Annotated in this window: 16 protein-coding genes; 3 read left to right on the plus strand and 13 right to left on the minus strand. The window is 70.2% G+C overall.

Annotated elements, in window-relative coordinates; genetic code table 11:
* Positions 1-83: 83 nt before the first annotated feature.
* The 12 genes from lysS to ftsH form a co-directional block, all read right to left on the minus strand.
* Positions 84-1574 (minus strand): lysine--tRNA ligase, encoded by a 1491-nt coding sequence (gene lysS, locus U0R18_RS15820; protein WP_526370034.1) that lies wholly within the window; start codon positions 1572-1574, stop codon positions 84-86.
* 45 nt (positions 1575-1619) lie between these two features.
* Positions 1620-2423: a type III pantothenate kinase gene (locus U0R18_RS15825; RefSeq protein ID WP_526370036.1), complete on the minus strand. Its 804-nt coding sequence runs from the start codon at positions 2421-2423 to the stop codon at positions 1620-1622.
* Positions 2423-2839 (minus strand): aspartate 1-decarboxylase, encoded by a 417-nt coding sequence (panD, locus tag U0R18_RS15830; protein WP_526370038.1) that lies wholly within the window; start codon positions 2837-2839, stop codon positions 2423-2425. Before panD ends, U0R18_RS15825 begins: the two co-directional genes overlap by 1 nt.
* Positions 2839-3720 (minus strand): pantoate--beta-alanine ligase, encoded by an 882-nt coding sequence (gene panC / locus U0R18_RS15835; RefSeq protein ID WP_526370040.1) that lies wholly within the window; start codon positions 3718-3720, stop codon positions 2839-2841. Before panC ends, panD begins: the two co-directional genes overlap by 1 nt.
* Positions 3717-4637: a Rossmann-like and DUF2520 domain-containing protein gene (locus U0R18_RS15840; protein WP_526370042.1), complete on the minus strand. Its 921-nt coding sequence runs from the start codon at positions 4635-4637 to the stop codon at positions 3717-3719. Before U0R18_RS15840 ends, panC begins: the two co-directional genes overlap by 4 nt.
* Positions 4638-4718: 81 nt before the next feature.
* The gene (locus U0R18_RS15845; RefSeq protein WP_526370044.1) at positions 4719-5759 is read right to left on the minus strand and encodes a DUF6779 domain-containing protein; all 1041 of its coding nucleotides are present in this window, start codon (positions 5757-5759) and stop codon (positions 4719-4721) included.
* A 99-nt stretch (positions 5760-5858) separates the two neighbouring features.
* Complete coding sequence (locus U0R18_RS15850; RefSeq protein WP_526370045.1) at positions 5859-6359, minus strand: DUF3180 family protein; 501 nt, start codon at positions 6357-6359, stop codon at positions 5859-5861.
* On the minus strand, positions 6356-6886 hold the full coding sequence (folK, locus tag U0R18_RS15855) for a 2-amino-4-hydroxy-6-hydroxymethyldihydropteridine diphosphokinase (protein ID WP_526370047.1): 531 nt from the start codon (positions 6884-6886) through the stop codon (positions 6356-6358). The genes U0R18_RS15850 and folK overlap by 4 nt, the downstream gene beginning before the upstream one ends.
* The gene (gene folB, locus U0R18_RS15860; protein ID WP_526370049.1) at positions 6883-7299 is read right to left on the minus strand and encodes a dihydroneopterin aldolase; all 417 of its coding nucleotides are present in this window, start codon (positions 7297-7299) and stop codon (positions 6883-6885) included. The genes folK and folB overlap by 4 nt, the downstream gene beginning before the upstream one ends.
* Complete coding sequence (gene folP / locus U0R18_RS15865; protein WP_526370051.1) at positions 7292-8125, minus strand: dihydropteroate synthase; 834 nt, start codon at positions 8123-8125, stop codon at positions 7292-7294. Before folP ends, folB begins: the two co-directional genes overlap by 8 nt.
* A complete protein-coding gene (gene folE, locus U0R18_RS15870; RefSeq protein ID WP_526370053.1) occupies positions 8122-8748 on the minus strand; it encodes a GTP cyclohydrolase I FolE in 627 nt (208 codons plus the stop codon). The genes folP and folE overlap by 4 nt, the downstream gene beginning before the upstream one ends.
* A 20-nt stretch (positions 8749-8768) precedes the next feature.
* On the minus strand, positions 8769-11078 hold the full coding sequence (gene ftsH, locus U0R18_RS15875; protein WP_526370055.1) for an ATP-dependent zinc metalloprotease FtsH: 2310 nt from the start codon (positions 11076-11078) through the stop codon (positions 8769-8771).
* 147 nt (positions 11079-11225) lie between these two features.
* Here ftsH and U0R18_RS15880 point away from each other — a divergent pair, with 147 nt between their 5' ends.
* Genes U0R18_RS15880 through U0R18_RS15890 form a run of 3 tightly spaced genes read left to right on the plus strand, consistent with a single transcriptional unit; the run spans position 11226 to position 13988 of the window.
* Positions 11226-12116 (plus strand): alpha/beta fold hydrolase, encoded by an 891-nt coding sequence (locus U0R18_RS15880; protein ID WP_526370057.1) that lies wholly within the window; start codon positions 11226-11228, stop codon positions 12114-12116.
* An 18-nt stretch (positions 12117-12134) separates the two neighbouring features.
* Positions 12135-13250 carry an MBL fold metallo-hydrolase gene (locus U0R18_RS15885; protein ID WP_526370059.1) on the plus strand — a complete coding sequence of 372 codons (1116 nt, stop codon included), beginning with the start codon at positions 12135-12137 and terminating at the stop codon, positions 13248-13250.
* Positions 13251-13268: 18 nt separating this feature from the next.
* Entirely contained in the window at positions 13269-13988 is a 720-nt protein-coding gene (locus tag U0R18_RS15890; protein WP_526370061.1) for an SIMPL domain-containing protein, read from the plus strand.
* A 7-nt stretch (positions 13989-13995) separates the two neighbouring features.
* Here U0R18_RS15890 and U0R18_RS15895 read toward each other — a convergent pair whose 3' ends face one another.
* Positions 13996-16245: a molybdopterin-dependent oxidoreductase gene (locus U0R18_RS15895; protein ID WP_526370063.1), complete on the minus strand. Its 2250-nt coding sequence runs from the start codon at positions 16243-16245 to the stop codon at positions 13996-13998.
* Positions 16246-16252 lie beyond the last annotated feature (7 nt).

The raw sequence follows: 16252 nt of genomic DNA on the forward strand, positions 1-16252 counted from the left end.
CCGAATGTGGATTGTCGATACCAATGTGCCATATCGAGTGCGGATATTTCAAGAAGCGGGCGTTCCGGCAGGCCGGACGGCACTTATCGCGAGCGCTTGACAATCGGAAAGAGCACCGTTTCCCTAATTGACAAGCCTGTTAAAGCCATCAACAGCCGGTCGATACCCATTCCGGTTCCGGTGGTGGGTGGCATCCCGTACTCCATCGCGGCCAGGAAATCTTCGTCCAGCTGCATCGCCTCGTCATCGCCGGCGGCGGCCGCCACGGCCTGCGCGACAAAACGCTCGCGCTGCACCACCGGGTCGACGAGCTCGGAATAGCCGGTGGCCAGTTCGAATCCGCGGACGTAGAGATCCCACTTCTCGGTCACACCCGCCACACTGCGGTGCTGGCGGGTCAACGGCGTCGTCTCGACCGGGAAATCCTTGACGAATACCGGTGCCCACAATGAATCGCCGACGGTGTGTTCCCACAACTCCTCGACGAGCTTTCCGTGCCCGTAACCGCGGTCACGCGGCAGCTCGAGACCCAATCGGTCGGCAATCTGCCACAGGTGTTCGGCCGAAGTCGACGGGGTTATCTCCTCGTCGAGGGCCGCTGACAGAGAGGGATACATTTGTAACGTCGACCATTCCCCGTCGAGGTCGTACACCGAACCGTCCGGCAGCGGCACTTGCCGGGTTCCGATCGCCTCGTCGGCGACTTCCTGAATTACCTCGCGGGTGATCCGCGCGGAATCCTCGTAGTCCCCGTACGCCTGATAAGTCTCGAGCATCGAGAATTCGGGAGAATGTGTCGAATCCGCGCCCTCGTTGCGGAAGTTGCGATTCAGCTCGAAGACCTTGTCGAAACCGCCGACGACGCAGCGCTTGAGGAACAGTTCCGGCGCGATACGCAGGTACAGATCCGTGTCCAGGGCATTGGAATGGGTGACGAACGGCCGCGCGGCGGCGCCACCGGCCAGCGTCTGCAGCATCGGGGTCTCGACCTCGAGGAACCCGCGGCGCTCGAGGGCCGACCGGACGGCACGCACGACGGCGATCCGGGTCCGGGCGATATCGCGGGCGGCCGGCCGCACGATCAGGTCCACGTAGCGCTGCCGCACCCGGGTTTCCTCGTTCATGTCCTTGTGCGCCACCGGCAGCGGGCGCAGCGCCTTGGCGGCCATCAGCCAGGAGTCACCAAGCACCGACAGCTCCCCGCGCCGCGAACTGATCACCTCGCCGTGCACGAACACGATGTCGCCGAGGTCGACGTCGGCCTTCCAGGCCTCGAGTGCCTGCTCGCCCACGCCGGCCAGGCTGATCATCACCTGTAGCTGGGTGCCGTCGCCGTCCTGCAGCGTGGCGAAACACAACTTGCCCGAGTTGCGGGAGAACACCACCCGGCCGGCGACGCCCACGTCGTCACCGGTCTGGGTGTCCGGTGCCAGCTCGGGATACGCGGCGCGGATCTCGGCCAGCGTGTGCGTGCGCGGCACCGTTACCGGGTACGGTTCGCGACCCTCGGCCAACAGCCGGTCGCGCTTGTCCTGCCGGATCCGGAACTGTTCGGGAAGGTCAGCCTCGCTCACGTCGCGTCAGCCTACTCGAGAGAACACCCCGAGCTTCAATCAAAGTCAGCGCCTGGGACGCTGGTCACGGTTGCGCTCGAACACCAGCCGCAACCCGTCCAGCGTCAGATACCGCTCGAAGCGGGCCGCGGTCTGCAGTTCGGGCAGCATCATCGGCGCGGCGTGCCCCGTGACCACCACGGACACCTCACCGTCGGTGCCGGTGTCGGCCAGGGTGTCCCGGATCCGCCGGATCAACCCGTCGACCAGGCCCGCGAAACCGAACACCGCACCGGACTGCATGCATTCGACGGTGTTCTTGCCGATCACCGACCGAGGCGGGGTCAGTTCCACCCGGCGCAGCGCGGCCGACCGCGCGGCCGCGGCATCGGAGGCCACCCCCACCCCCGGTGCGATCGCCCCGCCCAGGAACTCCCCCTTGGCGGACACCACGTCCACGACGATCGACGATCCGAAGTCGACCACGATGGCCGCCGTACCGAGCTTGTGAAAGGCCGACAGGCAGTTGACGATCCGGTCGGCGCCGACCTCCTTGGGATTGTCGACCAGCAGCGGGATCCCGGTGCGCACCCCCGGCTCGATCAGCACGTGCGGGACCGAGGGCCAGTACTGGTCGAGCATCGACCGGACCTCGTGCAGCACCGACGGCACGGTGGACAGCGCCACCGCACCGGTGAGCCGCTCGGAGTCGTCACCGATCAGCCCGTCGATGGTCAGCGCCAGCTCGTCACCGGTGACCTCCGGTTCGGTGCGAATCCGCCACTGCTGCACCACCTTTGCATGTTCAGCGGCACCCTGGATCAGACCGACGACGGTATGCGTGTTGCGTACGTCGATCGCCAGCAGCACTAGCCCAGCCCCCGGGGCGAGACCAGGCCGGGTGTCCCGGCCGGTACGTACGCGGGGTCGCTCCCCAGCTCGATCGTGCGGTTGTCGGCGTCGACGAACACCACCCGCGGTTGGTACGTGCGGGCCTCCTCGTCCGCCATGGTCCCGTAGGCGATCAGGATGACCAGGTCGCCGGGGTGCACCAGATGCGCTGCGGCACCGTTGATCCCGATGACACCGGACCCGCGGGCGCCGGTGATCACATAGGTCTCCAGCCGGGCGCCGTTGTCGATGTCGACGATGGTGACCTGCTCGCCCTCCAAGAGGTCGGCGGCGTCCATCAGGTCGGCGTCCACCGTCACGGATCCGACGTAGTGCAGGTCGGCATGCGTCACGGTGGCCCGGTGGATCTTGGACTTGAGCATCGTTCGCAGCATCAGTTGCTCCCCCCCAGTTCGACGGCGATGTTGTCCAGCAGCCGGGTGGTTCCCAGCCGCGCGGCGATCAGCACGCGGCCCGGCCCCGCTGCCGGTGCGGGCTCGAGGTCGGGCCCACGCGCCTCCAGGTAGTCGAGCTCGAGTCCCGGCACCGCCTCGATCACCGCCCGGCCGGCGGCCACGGCCGCAGCGGCACCGGTTCCGGCCACGTGCCGGGCGGCCACCAGTGCCGCGAACAGCGCCGTGGCCCGCTCCCGCTGTTCGGCGTCGAGGTAGCGGTTGCGGGAGGACAGCGCCAGCCCGTCGGGTTCACGCACGATCGGCACCCCCACGATGCGGACGCCGACGTTGAGGTCGGCGACCATCTGGCGGACGAGAACCAGTTGCTGGTAGTCCTTTTCGCCGAAGTACGCCTGATCGGGCCGGATGATGTCGAGCAGTTTGAGCACCACGGTGAGCATGCCGGCGAAGTGGGTCGGTCGCGCGGCGCCCTCCAGCTCGGCGCCCAGCGGGCCCGGGTGGACCGACGTCCGTGGTCCGTCGGGATACATCGCGGCGGCGGTCGGGGCGAACAGGAGTTCCACCCCCTCGGAGCGCAGCAGTTCGACGTCTGCGTCCAGGGTTCGCGGGTAGGCGTCCAGGTCCTCGCCGGGCCCGAATTGCAGCGGGTTGACGAATATCGACACCGCGACAACGGATCCCGGTACGCGCTTGGCCATCCGCACCAGCGTCAGGTGGCCGTTGTGCAGGGCGCCCATCGTCGGGACCAGCACCACCCGGCGACCGGCCATCCGCAGCGCCCGGCTCACCGCGGCGGCATCCGCCGGGGAATTGTACGTATTCAATTGTCCGGCAACGAATTTGGGTGATACATTGGTCATCGTTCGAGCACCTCGAATACCTCCTCGGGAGCGTGCGCGCGCTGCGCGGTGCGCAACGCCGCGGTGCGGTAGGCCTCGGCCAGACCGGGGTCGACCTCGCGCAGCGCCGCCAGGTGGCGCGCCACCGCCGGGGCGTCACCGCGCGCCGCCGGTCCGGTCAGCGCCGCCTGGCCGCGCTGCAGCGTGTTCTCCAGCGCGGCGCGGGCCAGCGGTGCGATCACCCGCTCGGCGATGCCCGCCGGGTCGTCGACGACGGTCTCCTGGCCGAGCAGTTCGGCGCCCCACAACGCAGCCCGCAGGGCCTCGAGCGCATCCCCGATCAGGGTCACCAGGTGATTGGACGCGTGCGCCAGGGCCGCGTGGTACAGCGCCCGGGCATCCTCACGGACGCGGAACGGCTCGCCGCCGATCTCGAGGACCAGCGCCTGCGCAATGGCATAGCCGATCTCGTCGGCGGCGGTGATCCCGAAGCAGGTGTCGGCCAGCCGCGCGATGTCCTCGTCGGCCCCGGTGAAGGTCATCGCCGGATGGATCGCCAGCGGCACGCAGCCCCGTTCGGTCAGCGGGCCCAGCACGGCGACACCGTTGGCGCCGGACGTGTGCACCACGATGGTGCCCGGTTTGACCGCCCCGGTGGCCGCCAGCCCGGACACCAGCCCGGCCAGTTCGGCGTCCGGCACCGCCAGGATCAGCAGTTCGGCGTCGGCGGCCACCTCGTCGGGTGGGCGGATCAAGGTGTCGGGCAGGTACCGTTCGGCGCGCCGCAGGGAGGCCGCCGACACCGCGCTGGCCGACACCACGACATGGTCGGCACGCTCGAGCGCGACTCCCAGTGCCGTGCCCACGCGGCCGGCGGAGATGAGCCCAACCTTCAGGCGTGCCGGGCGCAGCCCCTCGACATGACCCGACTGCGGCATGCAGACGACCTCTCGAGTTCTCGTATGACCCGATCCAGTCCCACTCGGGGTACCGGTCGAAACGGTTCTGGAAAGGGTAGCTCAGTCCTCGCGGCGCCTGCGCCGGCCGCCCGCGGTGGGGCCGCTGTGCTGCAGGCGGGCCAGCAGTTCGGCCACCGACTGGCCCCCGGTGGGCGCGTCGTCGTCGGCGGCGCCGTGCCGCGGGACGGTCTCGGGTTCCGGCGGCGGCGCGTGCCGGCCGCGCCGCTCGGGCTGGGGTGCCGCCGGAGCGGATTCCGCGCCGTTGCGCCGGGTGGCCGGCGGCGGCGCGGACGGCATCCACTGCGCCGGTGCGGGCGGGGTGGCGGGAACCGGTGGGATCCAACGGGTCTGCTCGACATCGCGGACCTCGTCGCGGCGGGGCTCGGGGTCGGCGGCGCGATGCTGGGCGACCGGCTGGGCACCGGTGAACAACGGTTCCTCCGGCACGTCGATGATCGGGCTCTCGGCGGTGTCCTCGGTGTCGGAGTGGGCGGGGCGCTCGGCGGGGGCCGCACCGACGAAGATGTCCTCGACGTCCTCCGTCTCGGTGATCCGGGTGCTGGACACCCGGTCCGGGCGCGGCGGCGCATCCGGGATACCTGCCGGGCCCGACCAGCCGACCGAGCGCGGGGCGGTGGTGCGGTCGTGTTCGATGGCCGGCCGGTGCGACAGATCGGCGTCGAACAGGATCTCCAGGTGGGTGCGCAGGGCGGACAGCTCCGCCCGCAACGCGGCCACCTCTTCGTTCGTCTCGGCACGTGCCTCGTGCGCGAGTTCGCGGCGCAGGTGGGCCTCGACGTTCAGCTCGTATTCGCGCCGCGCGGAGATCTCGCGGTCCAGCTGCAGGTTGTAGACGGTCTTGAGGTCGCGGGCCTTGGCCTGGTCCAGATCGGCCTGCCGGCGGTAGGTCACCGAAACGAAGGCGGCGACCACCGCCGCCCACAGGGCCAGCAACAGGCCCAGGCGCAGCAATTCGATCCGGCTGGTGAACACCAGCGCCGTGCTGGCGCCGATGGCCAGGACCAGCAGGGCCGTTAGCAGCGCCCAGCCCGGCCGACGACCACCACGGCGCGCTCGATCGCCGCGGTGGGGTTCACTCATGGCCTGACTGTACCGCCGAGAGCTGGCCGAACCCGTTGCGCCAACCGGCATTTCTCAATGTTGTTATCGCGGTCCCGCGTCGTCGGTGCGGCACGGCGACTACTCCGGCGCGGTCTCGCCGGGTTTGCCGGCGCTCCCGGCGGGATCCTGTGGATCCTGCGGCGGGGACTTGCAGGAATGCTGCAACCACAGCGCGGCGGCGACGAGCGCCAGCGCGCACACCGCGGCCACCACGGCACCGGCGGTGTCGGCGGCCGCCACCCGCAACTCCCCGCGGCGCGGCAGCAGATAGGCCAGCACCCCGATCCACCAGCCGAGCACCAGGGCGCCCACCCACGCCGACGCCTGCGCGATCACGACACTGCGGGCCACCGCGATGGGATGCAGTCGATCGCCGCCCTCACCGATCTCACCCGCGCCGACCTTGGCGCGCACGTAGCCACCCCAGGCCGCCTCGGCGGCGGCGATCGCGGCCAGCGACAGTCCGGTCCAGACGGTCAACGGCGGGAACCACCGGTAGAGCCACAGCACCAGCACGTAGGCGACCACCGCCGTCGCGATCACGGTGGCGGCCAGGTCCCGGGTGCGGGTGGGGCTCACGCGTGCAACTCCAGACCGGTCGGGCGCACGCCGGTGCGCTCGGCCGGGTCCAGTTCGGCCAGCAACCGGGCGACGGGGCGGTCCGTGTCGGTGACGGGCAGCTGCGCATCGGGCTCCACGTCCAGCCACGGGATGAGGACGAACGCCCGCAGGTGCGTCAGCGGGTGCGGCAACGTCAGGCCGTCACTGCGGGAGACCACCTCACGCAACGTGCCGTCGGGGTCGCGCTGCTGGACCCGAACCAGGTCGACGTCCAGCGTGCGGGGACCCCATTTCTGGCCGCGGACCCGGTCGGCGGCGCGTTCGGCCGCCTGTGCGAAGTTCAGCCAGTCGTGGGCGTCGCGCCGCGGATCCTCGGCCACCACCACGGCGTTGAGGAAGGGGCCCTGGTCGACGCCGCCCCACGGGTCGGTCTCGTACACCGGTGAGACGGCGACGACGTCCTCGCCGAGCGCGTCGATAACCGACTGCAGCCGGCCCAACCGGTCACCGAGATTGGATCCGATGGACAGGACCACCCGGCTCATGAGGGGCTCCCCCCGCCACCCCGCCCGATGTCGCTCCCACCACCCCGCCCGCCGCGGCGGGATCGTCGCGCGGTGACGGCAACATCGTTGAACTGCAACGGAATCGGCGCCGACGGTTTGTGCACCACCACCTCGACGGCATGGACCCGCTGATCCGCCATCACGTCCTCGGCGATCTCGGCGGCCACCGTCTCGATGAGGTTGCGCGCCGGTCCCGCGACGATCGCGGCGGCGCGCTGGGCCAGGGTGCCGTAGTCGTAGGTGTCGGCCAGCTGATCACTGGCGGCCGCGGCGGCCAGGTCGATCCACACCGTGATGTCGACGACGAAGTCCTGGCCATCCCGGCGCTCATGCTCGAAGACACCGTGGTTCCCGCGAACGGTCAAGCCGCGCAGTTCGATTCGGTCAGCCACCGCCACCTCCGGAATTCCACGCGGCGAGTACCGCGAGTGCGTCGACCGACGCGGTCACGTCGTGCACCCGCACACCCCACGCCCCGTGGCCGGCGGCCAGTGCGGAGACGACGGCGGTGGCCGTCTCCCGGCCGTCCGGTGGGCGCGGTTGCCCGTCATCAGCGGCCAGCAGGGCGCCGAGGAACCGCTTGCGCGACGCCCCGATCAGCACGGGAATGCCGGTACCCACGAGTTCGGGCAGCGCATGCAGCAGCGCCCAATTGTGTTGCGCGGTCTTGGCGAAACCGAGCCCGGGGTCGATGATCACCCGCGCCGGGTCCACCCCGGCGGCCACCGCGGCGTCCACGGCGCCCAGCAGTTCGGCGCGCACCTCGGCGACGACGTCGCCGTAGCCGGGCACCCGGTGCGGATCGCCGGCCGAGACCGACCGCCAGTGCATCAGGATCCACGGCACCCCGGCCGCGGCCACCACACCGGCCATCGCGGGGTCGGCGCGCCCGCCCGACACGTCGTTGACGATGGCCGCCCCGTTGTCCAGCGCCGCCCGGGCCACCTCCGCGTGCATGGTGTCGATGCTGACCGTCAATCCTTGGGCGGCAAGCGATTTGACGACCGGGATGACGCGGGCGATCTCGACGGCCGCATCGACGCGGACCGCACCGGGCCGGGTGGACTCACCGCCGACGTCGACGATGTCGGCACCGTCGGCCGCCAGGCGCAGTCCGTGTTCGACGGCCGCCGCAGGGTCCAGGTAGCGGCCCCCGTCGGAGAAGGAGTCGTCGGTGACGTTGACGACCCCCATGACCTGTGTGCGCATAGGACTCACTTGCGCAGGATCAGATCCAGCGCCTCGGCTCGAGATGCCTTGTCGGTCTTGAACTGTCCGCGGACGGCCGACGTGGTGGTCACCGCTCCGGGCTTGCGCACCCCGCGCATCGCCATGCACAGGTGCTCGGCCTCGACCACCACGATGACGCCGCGCGGATCGAGCTTGCGCATCACCGCATCGGCGATCTGACCGGTGAGGCGTTCCTGGACCTGCGGGCGCTTGGCGTACAGGTCGACCACCCGGGCGATCTTCGACAGCCCGGTGACCCGGCCGTCGACGCCCGGGATGTAGCCCACGTGCGCGACGCCGTGGAAGGAGACCAGGTGGTGCTCGCAGGTCGAGTACATCGGGATCTGCTTCACCAGCACCAGCTCGTCATGCTGCTCGTCGAAGGTGGTGTTCAGCACGTCGTCGGGATTCTCGTAGAGCCCCGCGAACACCTCGCGATAGGCCCGGGCCACCCGCGCCGGGGTGTCGATCAGGCCGTGCCGGTCCGGGTCCTCGCCGAGCGCCAGGAGCAGTTCACGTACTGCGGCTTCCGCGCGGGCCTGATCGAAGACCCCGAGGGTGGGGAGCCCTTCCGGAGAGCCGGACGGCGCTTCGGACACCTCTGTGGACATATTCCCCTCCGTGGTCGTGGTCAGCCGTGCGCCGGCGGATGCGGCGGAGTGTTGGCGCGGTCGGGCGGGTCGGCCTGATGGCGGCCATGAGGCTCCGGGTGGTGACCATGGTTCGGCTGGGGCTGCGGCGGGTACGGCTGCCCCGGCGGGGGCTGCCAGGCCGGCGGCTGGCGATACCCCGGTGGGTACCCGTAGCCATACGGCGGCTGATCCGGCGGGGGCCAGCCCGGGGCGTGCCAGCCCGCGGGGGCGCCGTAGTCGGGCTGTGTCGGCCCGCCGTCATGACCGCCGCCGTTGGAGCCGTTGCGGCCGGGCGCTCCGTTGGAGCCGTTGGGCCCTGATTGGCGGGCCGCCTCGGCGGCCGCGATGGCCGACTTGAACGCCGGTTCCGGCACCGGCTTCGGCCACTCCTCACCCCGCTCGATGGCCAGCTCGCCGGGGGTTTTGATGGGTGGCTTGTCGGACGGGATCCGGCCGCCGAAGTCGTCGAACGCCGTGATGCGCGGCCGCTTGCGGACCTCGCCGAAGATCTTCTGCAGCTCCGGCCGGTGCAGGGTCTCCTTCTCCAGGAGCTCACCCGCCAGCGCATCGAGGGTGTCGCGGTACTCCGACAGGATCTCCCAGGCCTCGGTGTGCGCGGCCTCGATGAGTTTGCGGACCTCGTCATCGATGTCGCGGGCCACCTCATGGCTGTAGTCGGCCTGCGTCCCCATCGTGCGGCCCAGGAACGGATCGCCGTGCTCGGTCCCGTAGCGCACCGCGCCGAGCTTGGCGCTCATGCCGTACTCGGTCACCATCGCCCGGGCGATCTTGGTGGCCTGGTCGATGTCGGAGGACGCCCCGGTGGTGGGCTCACGGAAGACCAGTTCCTCGGCAGCGCGCCCGCCCATCGCGAACACCAGCCGAGAGATCATCTCCGACCGGGTCATCAGACCCTTGTCGTCCTCGGGCACGGCCATCGCATGACCACCGGTGCGGCCGCGGGCCAGGATGGTGACCTTGTAGATCGGCTCGATGTCCGGCATCGCCCATCCCGCCAACGTGTGGCCGGCCTCGTGGTAGGCGGTGATCTTCTTCTCGTGCTCGCTGATGATGCGGCTCTTGCGTCGCGGCCCGCCGACCACGCGGTCGACGGCTTCCTCGAGCGCGGCACCGGTGATGATGGTGCCGTTCTCGCGGGCGGTCAGCAGCGCGGCCTCGTTGATCACGTTGGCCAGATCGGCGCCGGACATCCCCACCGTCCGCTTCGCCAGGCCGTCCATATCGGCGTCCGGCGCGATCGGCTTGCCCTGCGAGTGCACCCGCAGCACCGCCTTGCGGCCGGCCAGGTCGGGATTGGAGACCGGGATCTGGCGGTCGAAGCGGCCGGGGCGCAGCAGCGCCGGGTCCAGGATGTCGGGCCGGTTGGTGGCGGCGATCAGGATGACGCCCTGGCGGTCGCCGAAGCCGTCCATCTCGACCAGCAGCTGGTTGAGTGTCTGTTCGCGTTCGTCGTGCCCACCGCCGAGGCCCGCGCCGCGCTGACGGCCGACCGCGTCGATCTCGTCGACGAAGATGATGCAGGGACTGTTCTGCTTGGCCTGTTCGAACAGATCACGCACCCGGGAGGCGCCGACGCCGACGAACATCTCGACGAAGTCCGAACCGGAGATGGTGAAGAACGGCACGCCGGCCTCGCCGGCCACGGCGCGCGCCAGCAGCGTCTTGCCGGTGCCCGGCGGACCGTAGAGCAGCACGCCGCGCGGGATCTTGGCGCCCAGCGCCTGGTAGCGCGCCGGGTTCTGCAGGAAGTCCTTGATCTCGTAGAGCTCCTCGACCGCCTCGTCGGCGCCGGCGACGTCGGCGAACGTGGTCTTCGGCATGTCCTTGGACAGCTGTTTGGCCCGCGATTTGCCGAAGCCGAAGCCCATCCGGCCGCCGGACTGCATCCGGGAGAACATCATGAACAGGCCGACCAGCAGGAGCAGCGGCAGCATGTAGATCAGCAGGGACCCGAGCATGCTGCCCTGGTTCACCACGGTGTTCACCTGGGTGTTCTTGGCCTGCAGCGCGTCGAACAGGTTGACCGCGTAGCCCGTCGGGAACTTGCTGATGACCTTGGCGGAGTCGGACGTGTCGGAGTTGCCGCTCTTCAGGTCGAGCCGGACCTGCTGTTCGCGGTCGTCGATCTGGGCGCTCTTGACGTTGCCGTCGTGGATCTGGGTCATCGCGACGGAGGTGTCGACCTGCTTGTAGGAGCGGGTGTCGTCGCCGAAGTAGAAGAAGGACCACCCCAGCAACAGGACCACGGCAATCACCGTGAGCGTGCGGATGACATTCTTTCGGTTCATCGTTGGTGTCGATTCATCGATCTGTTTCGCCCGGCATCGCTGACTGCCCGGCCCCGGTCCTTCCAATGCGCATCAAATGTTCAGGCTACCGCTACCTCAACGATCAGCAGTTCCCACATTGGAGAAATCGTGTGCTTCGGTAGAGGGGTGCCGGACAACACGGATAACCCCACGTCCGTCCAGGTGCACACCACCGGCGCGGTGCGCCTGGCGGTCACCCGGGCGGGCCGGCCGGACGCACCCGTGGTGGTGCTGGCGCACGGCTTCCCCGAACTGGCATACACCTGGCGGCACCAGATTCCGGTACTGGCCGCGGCCGGCTACCAGGTGCTGGCACCCGACCAGCGGGGATACGGGCGCTCGTCGTGTCCGGCCGACGTCGCCGCCTACGACATCCACGCGCTGACCGGCGATCTGGTCGCCCTGCTGGATTCGGTGGGAGCCGAGCGGGCCGTCTTCGTCGGACACGACTGGGGCGCGACGGTGGTGTGGAACGTGGCCCAACTGCACCCCGACCGGGTGGCGGCGGTGGCCGGGCTCAGCGTGCCGCCGGTCCCCCGGCCGCGAACCAGGCCGACCGAGGCGTTCGGCAAATTCGGCGACGACTTCTACATCCTGCGGTTCCAGGAGCCGGGCGTCGCCGACGCCGAACTGGGCGCCGACCCGCGGGCCACCCTGCACGCGCTGCTGGCCGGTGCACCCGACGCGCCGCTGCCGGACTGGCTGAGCGCGGCCGACCTCGACTTCTACGCGTCCGAGTTCACCCGGACGGGTTTCACCGGCGGGCTGAACTGGTATCGCAACATGGACCGCAACTGGGCGACCACCGAGCCGACCACCATCGCGGTGCCGGCCCTGTTCATCGGCGGCCGGGCCGATCCGGTGCTCGGGTTCACCCGGACCGACCGGGCCCGCGAGGTGGTCACCGGTCCGTACCGCGAGGAGTGGCTCGACGGGGCCGGACACTGGATCCCGCAGGACCACGCGGCGGACGTCAATCGAATTCTGTTGGAGTTCCTCGACTTCTGCGGTTGGTGAGCCGCTACGTTGTGGCGCATGCATGGATGCTGCGGCGGCGAGGGACACGGGAACGGGGATCTTGTCGGGGCGGTGTCCCGGCGGGCGGCACTGACCGCGGCGGGTTCGGCGGTGCTCGGCGCGGGCCTGCTGAGCGCCTCGACGGGCATCGCTGCGGCCCAACCGGCCGCGGCCCTGCCCGAGAACGCGTTGATCACCCTGGGCGTACAGGCCGGGCCACCGCCGATACCCAACCGGATCGGCATCTCCTCGGCACTCAAGATCGGCACCGACGTCTACGTGATCGACTGCGGGCTGGGCTCGCTGAACGCCTTCGCCAATGCGGGACTGAAGTTCGCGGACCTGAAGTCGATGTTCATCACCCACCTGCATGCCGACCACATCGTCGACTACTACAGCTTCTTCCTCAGCGGCGGCGCCGCGGCACGGCCGGGACGCGCCGCCGTTGCGATCTACGGACCCGGCCCGGCCGGTGGGTTGCCGCCCAGCGAGGTCGGCAACCCCGACCCGCCCACCGTCGCGCCCGGCAACCCGGCACCGGGCCTGGCCGCCACCACCGCCGCCCTGCAGCAGGCGTTCGCCTACACCAGCAACATCTTCATCCGGGACAACGGCGTCGCCGACATCGCCGCGTTGATGGACGTGGTCGAGATCGCTGTCCCACCGGGACCGAACTACCTCGACCGCTCGCCCCGGATGGACCCGTTCCCGGTGATGTCGGACGAAAATGTCGCCGTCACAGCAACTTTGGTTCCCCACTACGACGTCTACCCGGCGTTCGCGTTCCGCTTCGACATCCACCGGCCCGCGGTCTCGGTCACGTTCTCGGGCGACACCACGGTGTCGGAGAACCTGGTGACCCTGGCCCGGGGCACCGATGTCCTGGTGCACGAGTCGATGTTCAGTCTCGATTCGGCGTTCTACGGTGGCCGATTCCCGACGGACTACCTGGTGCGGTCGCACACGTCGGCCGAACAGGTCGGACAGGTGGCGGCGCAGACCGGGCCGCGGCACCTCATCGTCAGTCATTACGACCCGCCCGATCTGCCGGAGGCCCGGTGGCTCGGCGAGATCCGGAAGAACTTCGCGGGCCGGACCACCATCGCCACCGACGGTCAGGTTTTCCCGCTGTGATCGCCTAAGGTCTGACGCATGCGAGTTGTCATGCTGTTCATCGGTGTACTGCTGGCGGGCGCGCTGGTGTCGGGGTGCGATTCCAAGCCGGCCGCGCCACCGGCCGGCGGCGCCGCCCGCCAGGTCACCGTCGTCGGCAACGGCAAGGTCGACGGCGCGCCCGACACCCTGACCGCCAACGCGACGGTCACCTTCACCGGATCCGACGTCACGGTGGCGATGAACCAGACCAACGAACGCCAGCAGGCCGTCGTCGAGGCGCTGGTGACCGCCGGCGTCGACCGCAAGGACATCGCCACCAGCAACGTCACCCTGCAATCGCAGTACGGCTCCGACGGGACGACCGTCACCGGATACCAGGCCAGCAACGTCTTCACCGTGACGGTCCGCGACCTGAGCACCGCCTCGCGGGTGCTGGCCGTGATCACCAGCACCGGGGGCAACGCCACCCGGCTGAACTCGGTGAACCTGTCCATCAACGACGATTCGCAACTGCTGCGTGACGCCCGGGCACGCGCCTTCAACGACGCCAAGGACCGCGCGCAGCAGTTCGCCGACCTGTCCGGGCTGAAGCTCGGCAACGTGCTGTCGATCGCCGAGGTTCCCGGCGCCGTCCCGCCGATGCCCGTGCCGATGCCGCGCGGTCCGATGGCCGACGCCGCGGTGTCGGCGGTGCCGATCGAACCGGGTCAGCAGACGGTGAGCTTCCAGGTCACCGCCGTGTGGGAACTGGTCTGAGGACCGCTCAGCCCGCGGCGAACACCGTCACCGGCAACCCGTTGAGCACCGCGGTGCCCGACAGCGGATCCAGCAGCGTGCCGTCGTTGAGCTGATTCACGTTGGCGCCGGGCTGTGCCGCGGCGACCGTCTGCCGGGTGCCGTCCTGACCGTGCCCCCAGCCGTGCGGCAGGGACACCACCCCCGGGCGGATGGTGTCGGTGACCTCGACGGGCACGACGATCTCGCCGCCGGCGCCCTTGACCACGGCACTATCTGTGTCATCCCCGATGCCGAGCCGGCGCGCGTCGTCGGGATGGATGTGCAATGTGCACCGGTTGGTGCCGCCGGCCAGCGCCGGCAGATTGTGCATCCAGCTGTTGTTGGACCGCAGATGCCGGCGCCCGATCAGCACCAGTTCAGTTGTGCTGCAATTGATTCGGTCGCGCAGCCGGGCGGTCTCGGCGACCAGCGACGCGGGGGCCAGCTCGACCTTGCCGCTCGGCGTGCGCAGCACCACGGGCAGCCGGGGCGCCAACGGCCCGAGATCGACGCCGTGCGGTTCGTCCAGCAGGCGCTGCAGGGTCAGCCCGCCGGGCGTGGCCCCGAACCCGTCACCGTATGGGCCCAGCCGCAACATCATGTCGAGCCGGCGTTCGTAGCCGCGGTCGCCGGTGAGCATCGCGGTCAGTTCGTCGACGTCCCGGCCGGCCACGGGCGAATGCGGGTCCGCGGTCTCCTTGGCCAGGGTCGCCGCGATCACCTGACCGTCGACCAGCGCGGGATCCCCGTCCGGCCCGGCGCCGTAGAGGATCAGCGCAATCCGCGACAGGATCTCCGCCTCGTCGGGCCGGCCCTCCTCGAGGGCCAGTACCGGTGGTGAGTACCGCGCGTTCGCCCGGACGGCGAGGTTGTTCAGCGCGAAATCGAAATGACCGCACTGGCTGGGCGGGGGCGGCGGCAGGATCACGTCGGCGTGGCAGGTGGTCTCGTTGAGGTAGGGGTCGATGCTGAGCATGAAGTCGATCCCGTCGAGCGCCCTGGCCAACCGGTCGCCGTCGGGCGCCGAGAGCACCGGGTTGCCCGCGATGGTGATGACCGCGCGGAGCTGGCCGTCGCCCGGTGTGTCGATCTCCTCGGCCAGGGCGGCGGTCGGGAACTCCGAGGCCGTCTCCGGATACCCGGACACCCGGCTGTGCCAGCGGCCGGTGGCGAATCCGCGGCCGGGCCGGGGCGGCCGGGGCGCCGGGGCGGTCGGACCGAGCGGGAACATCGCCCCGCCCGGGCGGTCCAGGTTGCCGGTCAGCACGTTGACGACGTCCACCAGCCAGCTGCCCAGGGTCCCGAATTCGACGGTCGACGTGCCGATGCGCCCGTACACCGCGGCCGACGGCGAGGTCGCGATGTCGCGCGCCAACTGCCGGATGTCTTCTGCCGCAACACCGCAACTGCCGGTGACGGCTTCGGGTGGGAAGTCGGCGGCCAGGGCGCGCACGGTTTCGACACCGGTGACGTGTTCGGCGATACCGCCGAGGTCGGCGGTCACCAGGTCCTCGTCGAACAGCACGTGCACCACGGCGAGCAGCAGCAGCCCGTCGCTGCCCGGCAGCGGCGCCAGATGCCGGTCGGCCAGCGCGGCGGTGCGGGTGCGGGCCGGATCGATGACCGTCAGCCGGCCGCCCCGTCGGCGCAGGGCCCGCAGCTTTCCCGGGAAGTCGGCCGCCGTGGCGAGGCTGCCGTTGGACACCATCGGGTTGGCGCCGATCACCACCAGATGGTCGGTCCGGTCGATGTCGGGCACGGTGAACGCGAACGGGTTGCCGAACATCAGCCCCAGGGCGACCTGCTTGGGCATCTGGTCCAGGGTGCTGGCGCTGAACACGTTGCGGGTGCGCAGGGCCTTGATGACCACCGGGGGATACAGTGCCCCGGCCATCGTGTGGGCGTTCGGGTTGCCCAGGTAGACCCCCACCGACGGACCCCCGTATTCGGCGACCACCGCGCCGAGGCGCTCGGCGACCGTCGCGAACGCCTCGTCCCAGTCCACCTCGGTCAGGACGCCGTCGCGGCGCACCAGCGGCCGGCGCAACCGGTCCGGGTCGCCGTCGAGCTCCCCGAAACTGGCCCCCTTGGGGCAGACGAACCCGGCGCTGAACACGTCGTCGGCGTCGCCGCGGGCCGCGGTGATGTGGGCGACCGGGTCGGCTTCATCGATGGTCAGGCTCAGACCGCAGGTGGCCTCGCAGAGTGGGCAGATGCGCAGCGCGGTACGGGTCATGTGAGCC

Source organism: Mycobacterium sp. (assembly GCF_046330795.1).
Lineage (GTDB): Bacteria > Actinomycetota > Actinomycetes > Mycobacteriales > Mycobacteriaceae > Mycobacterium.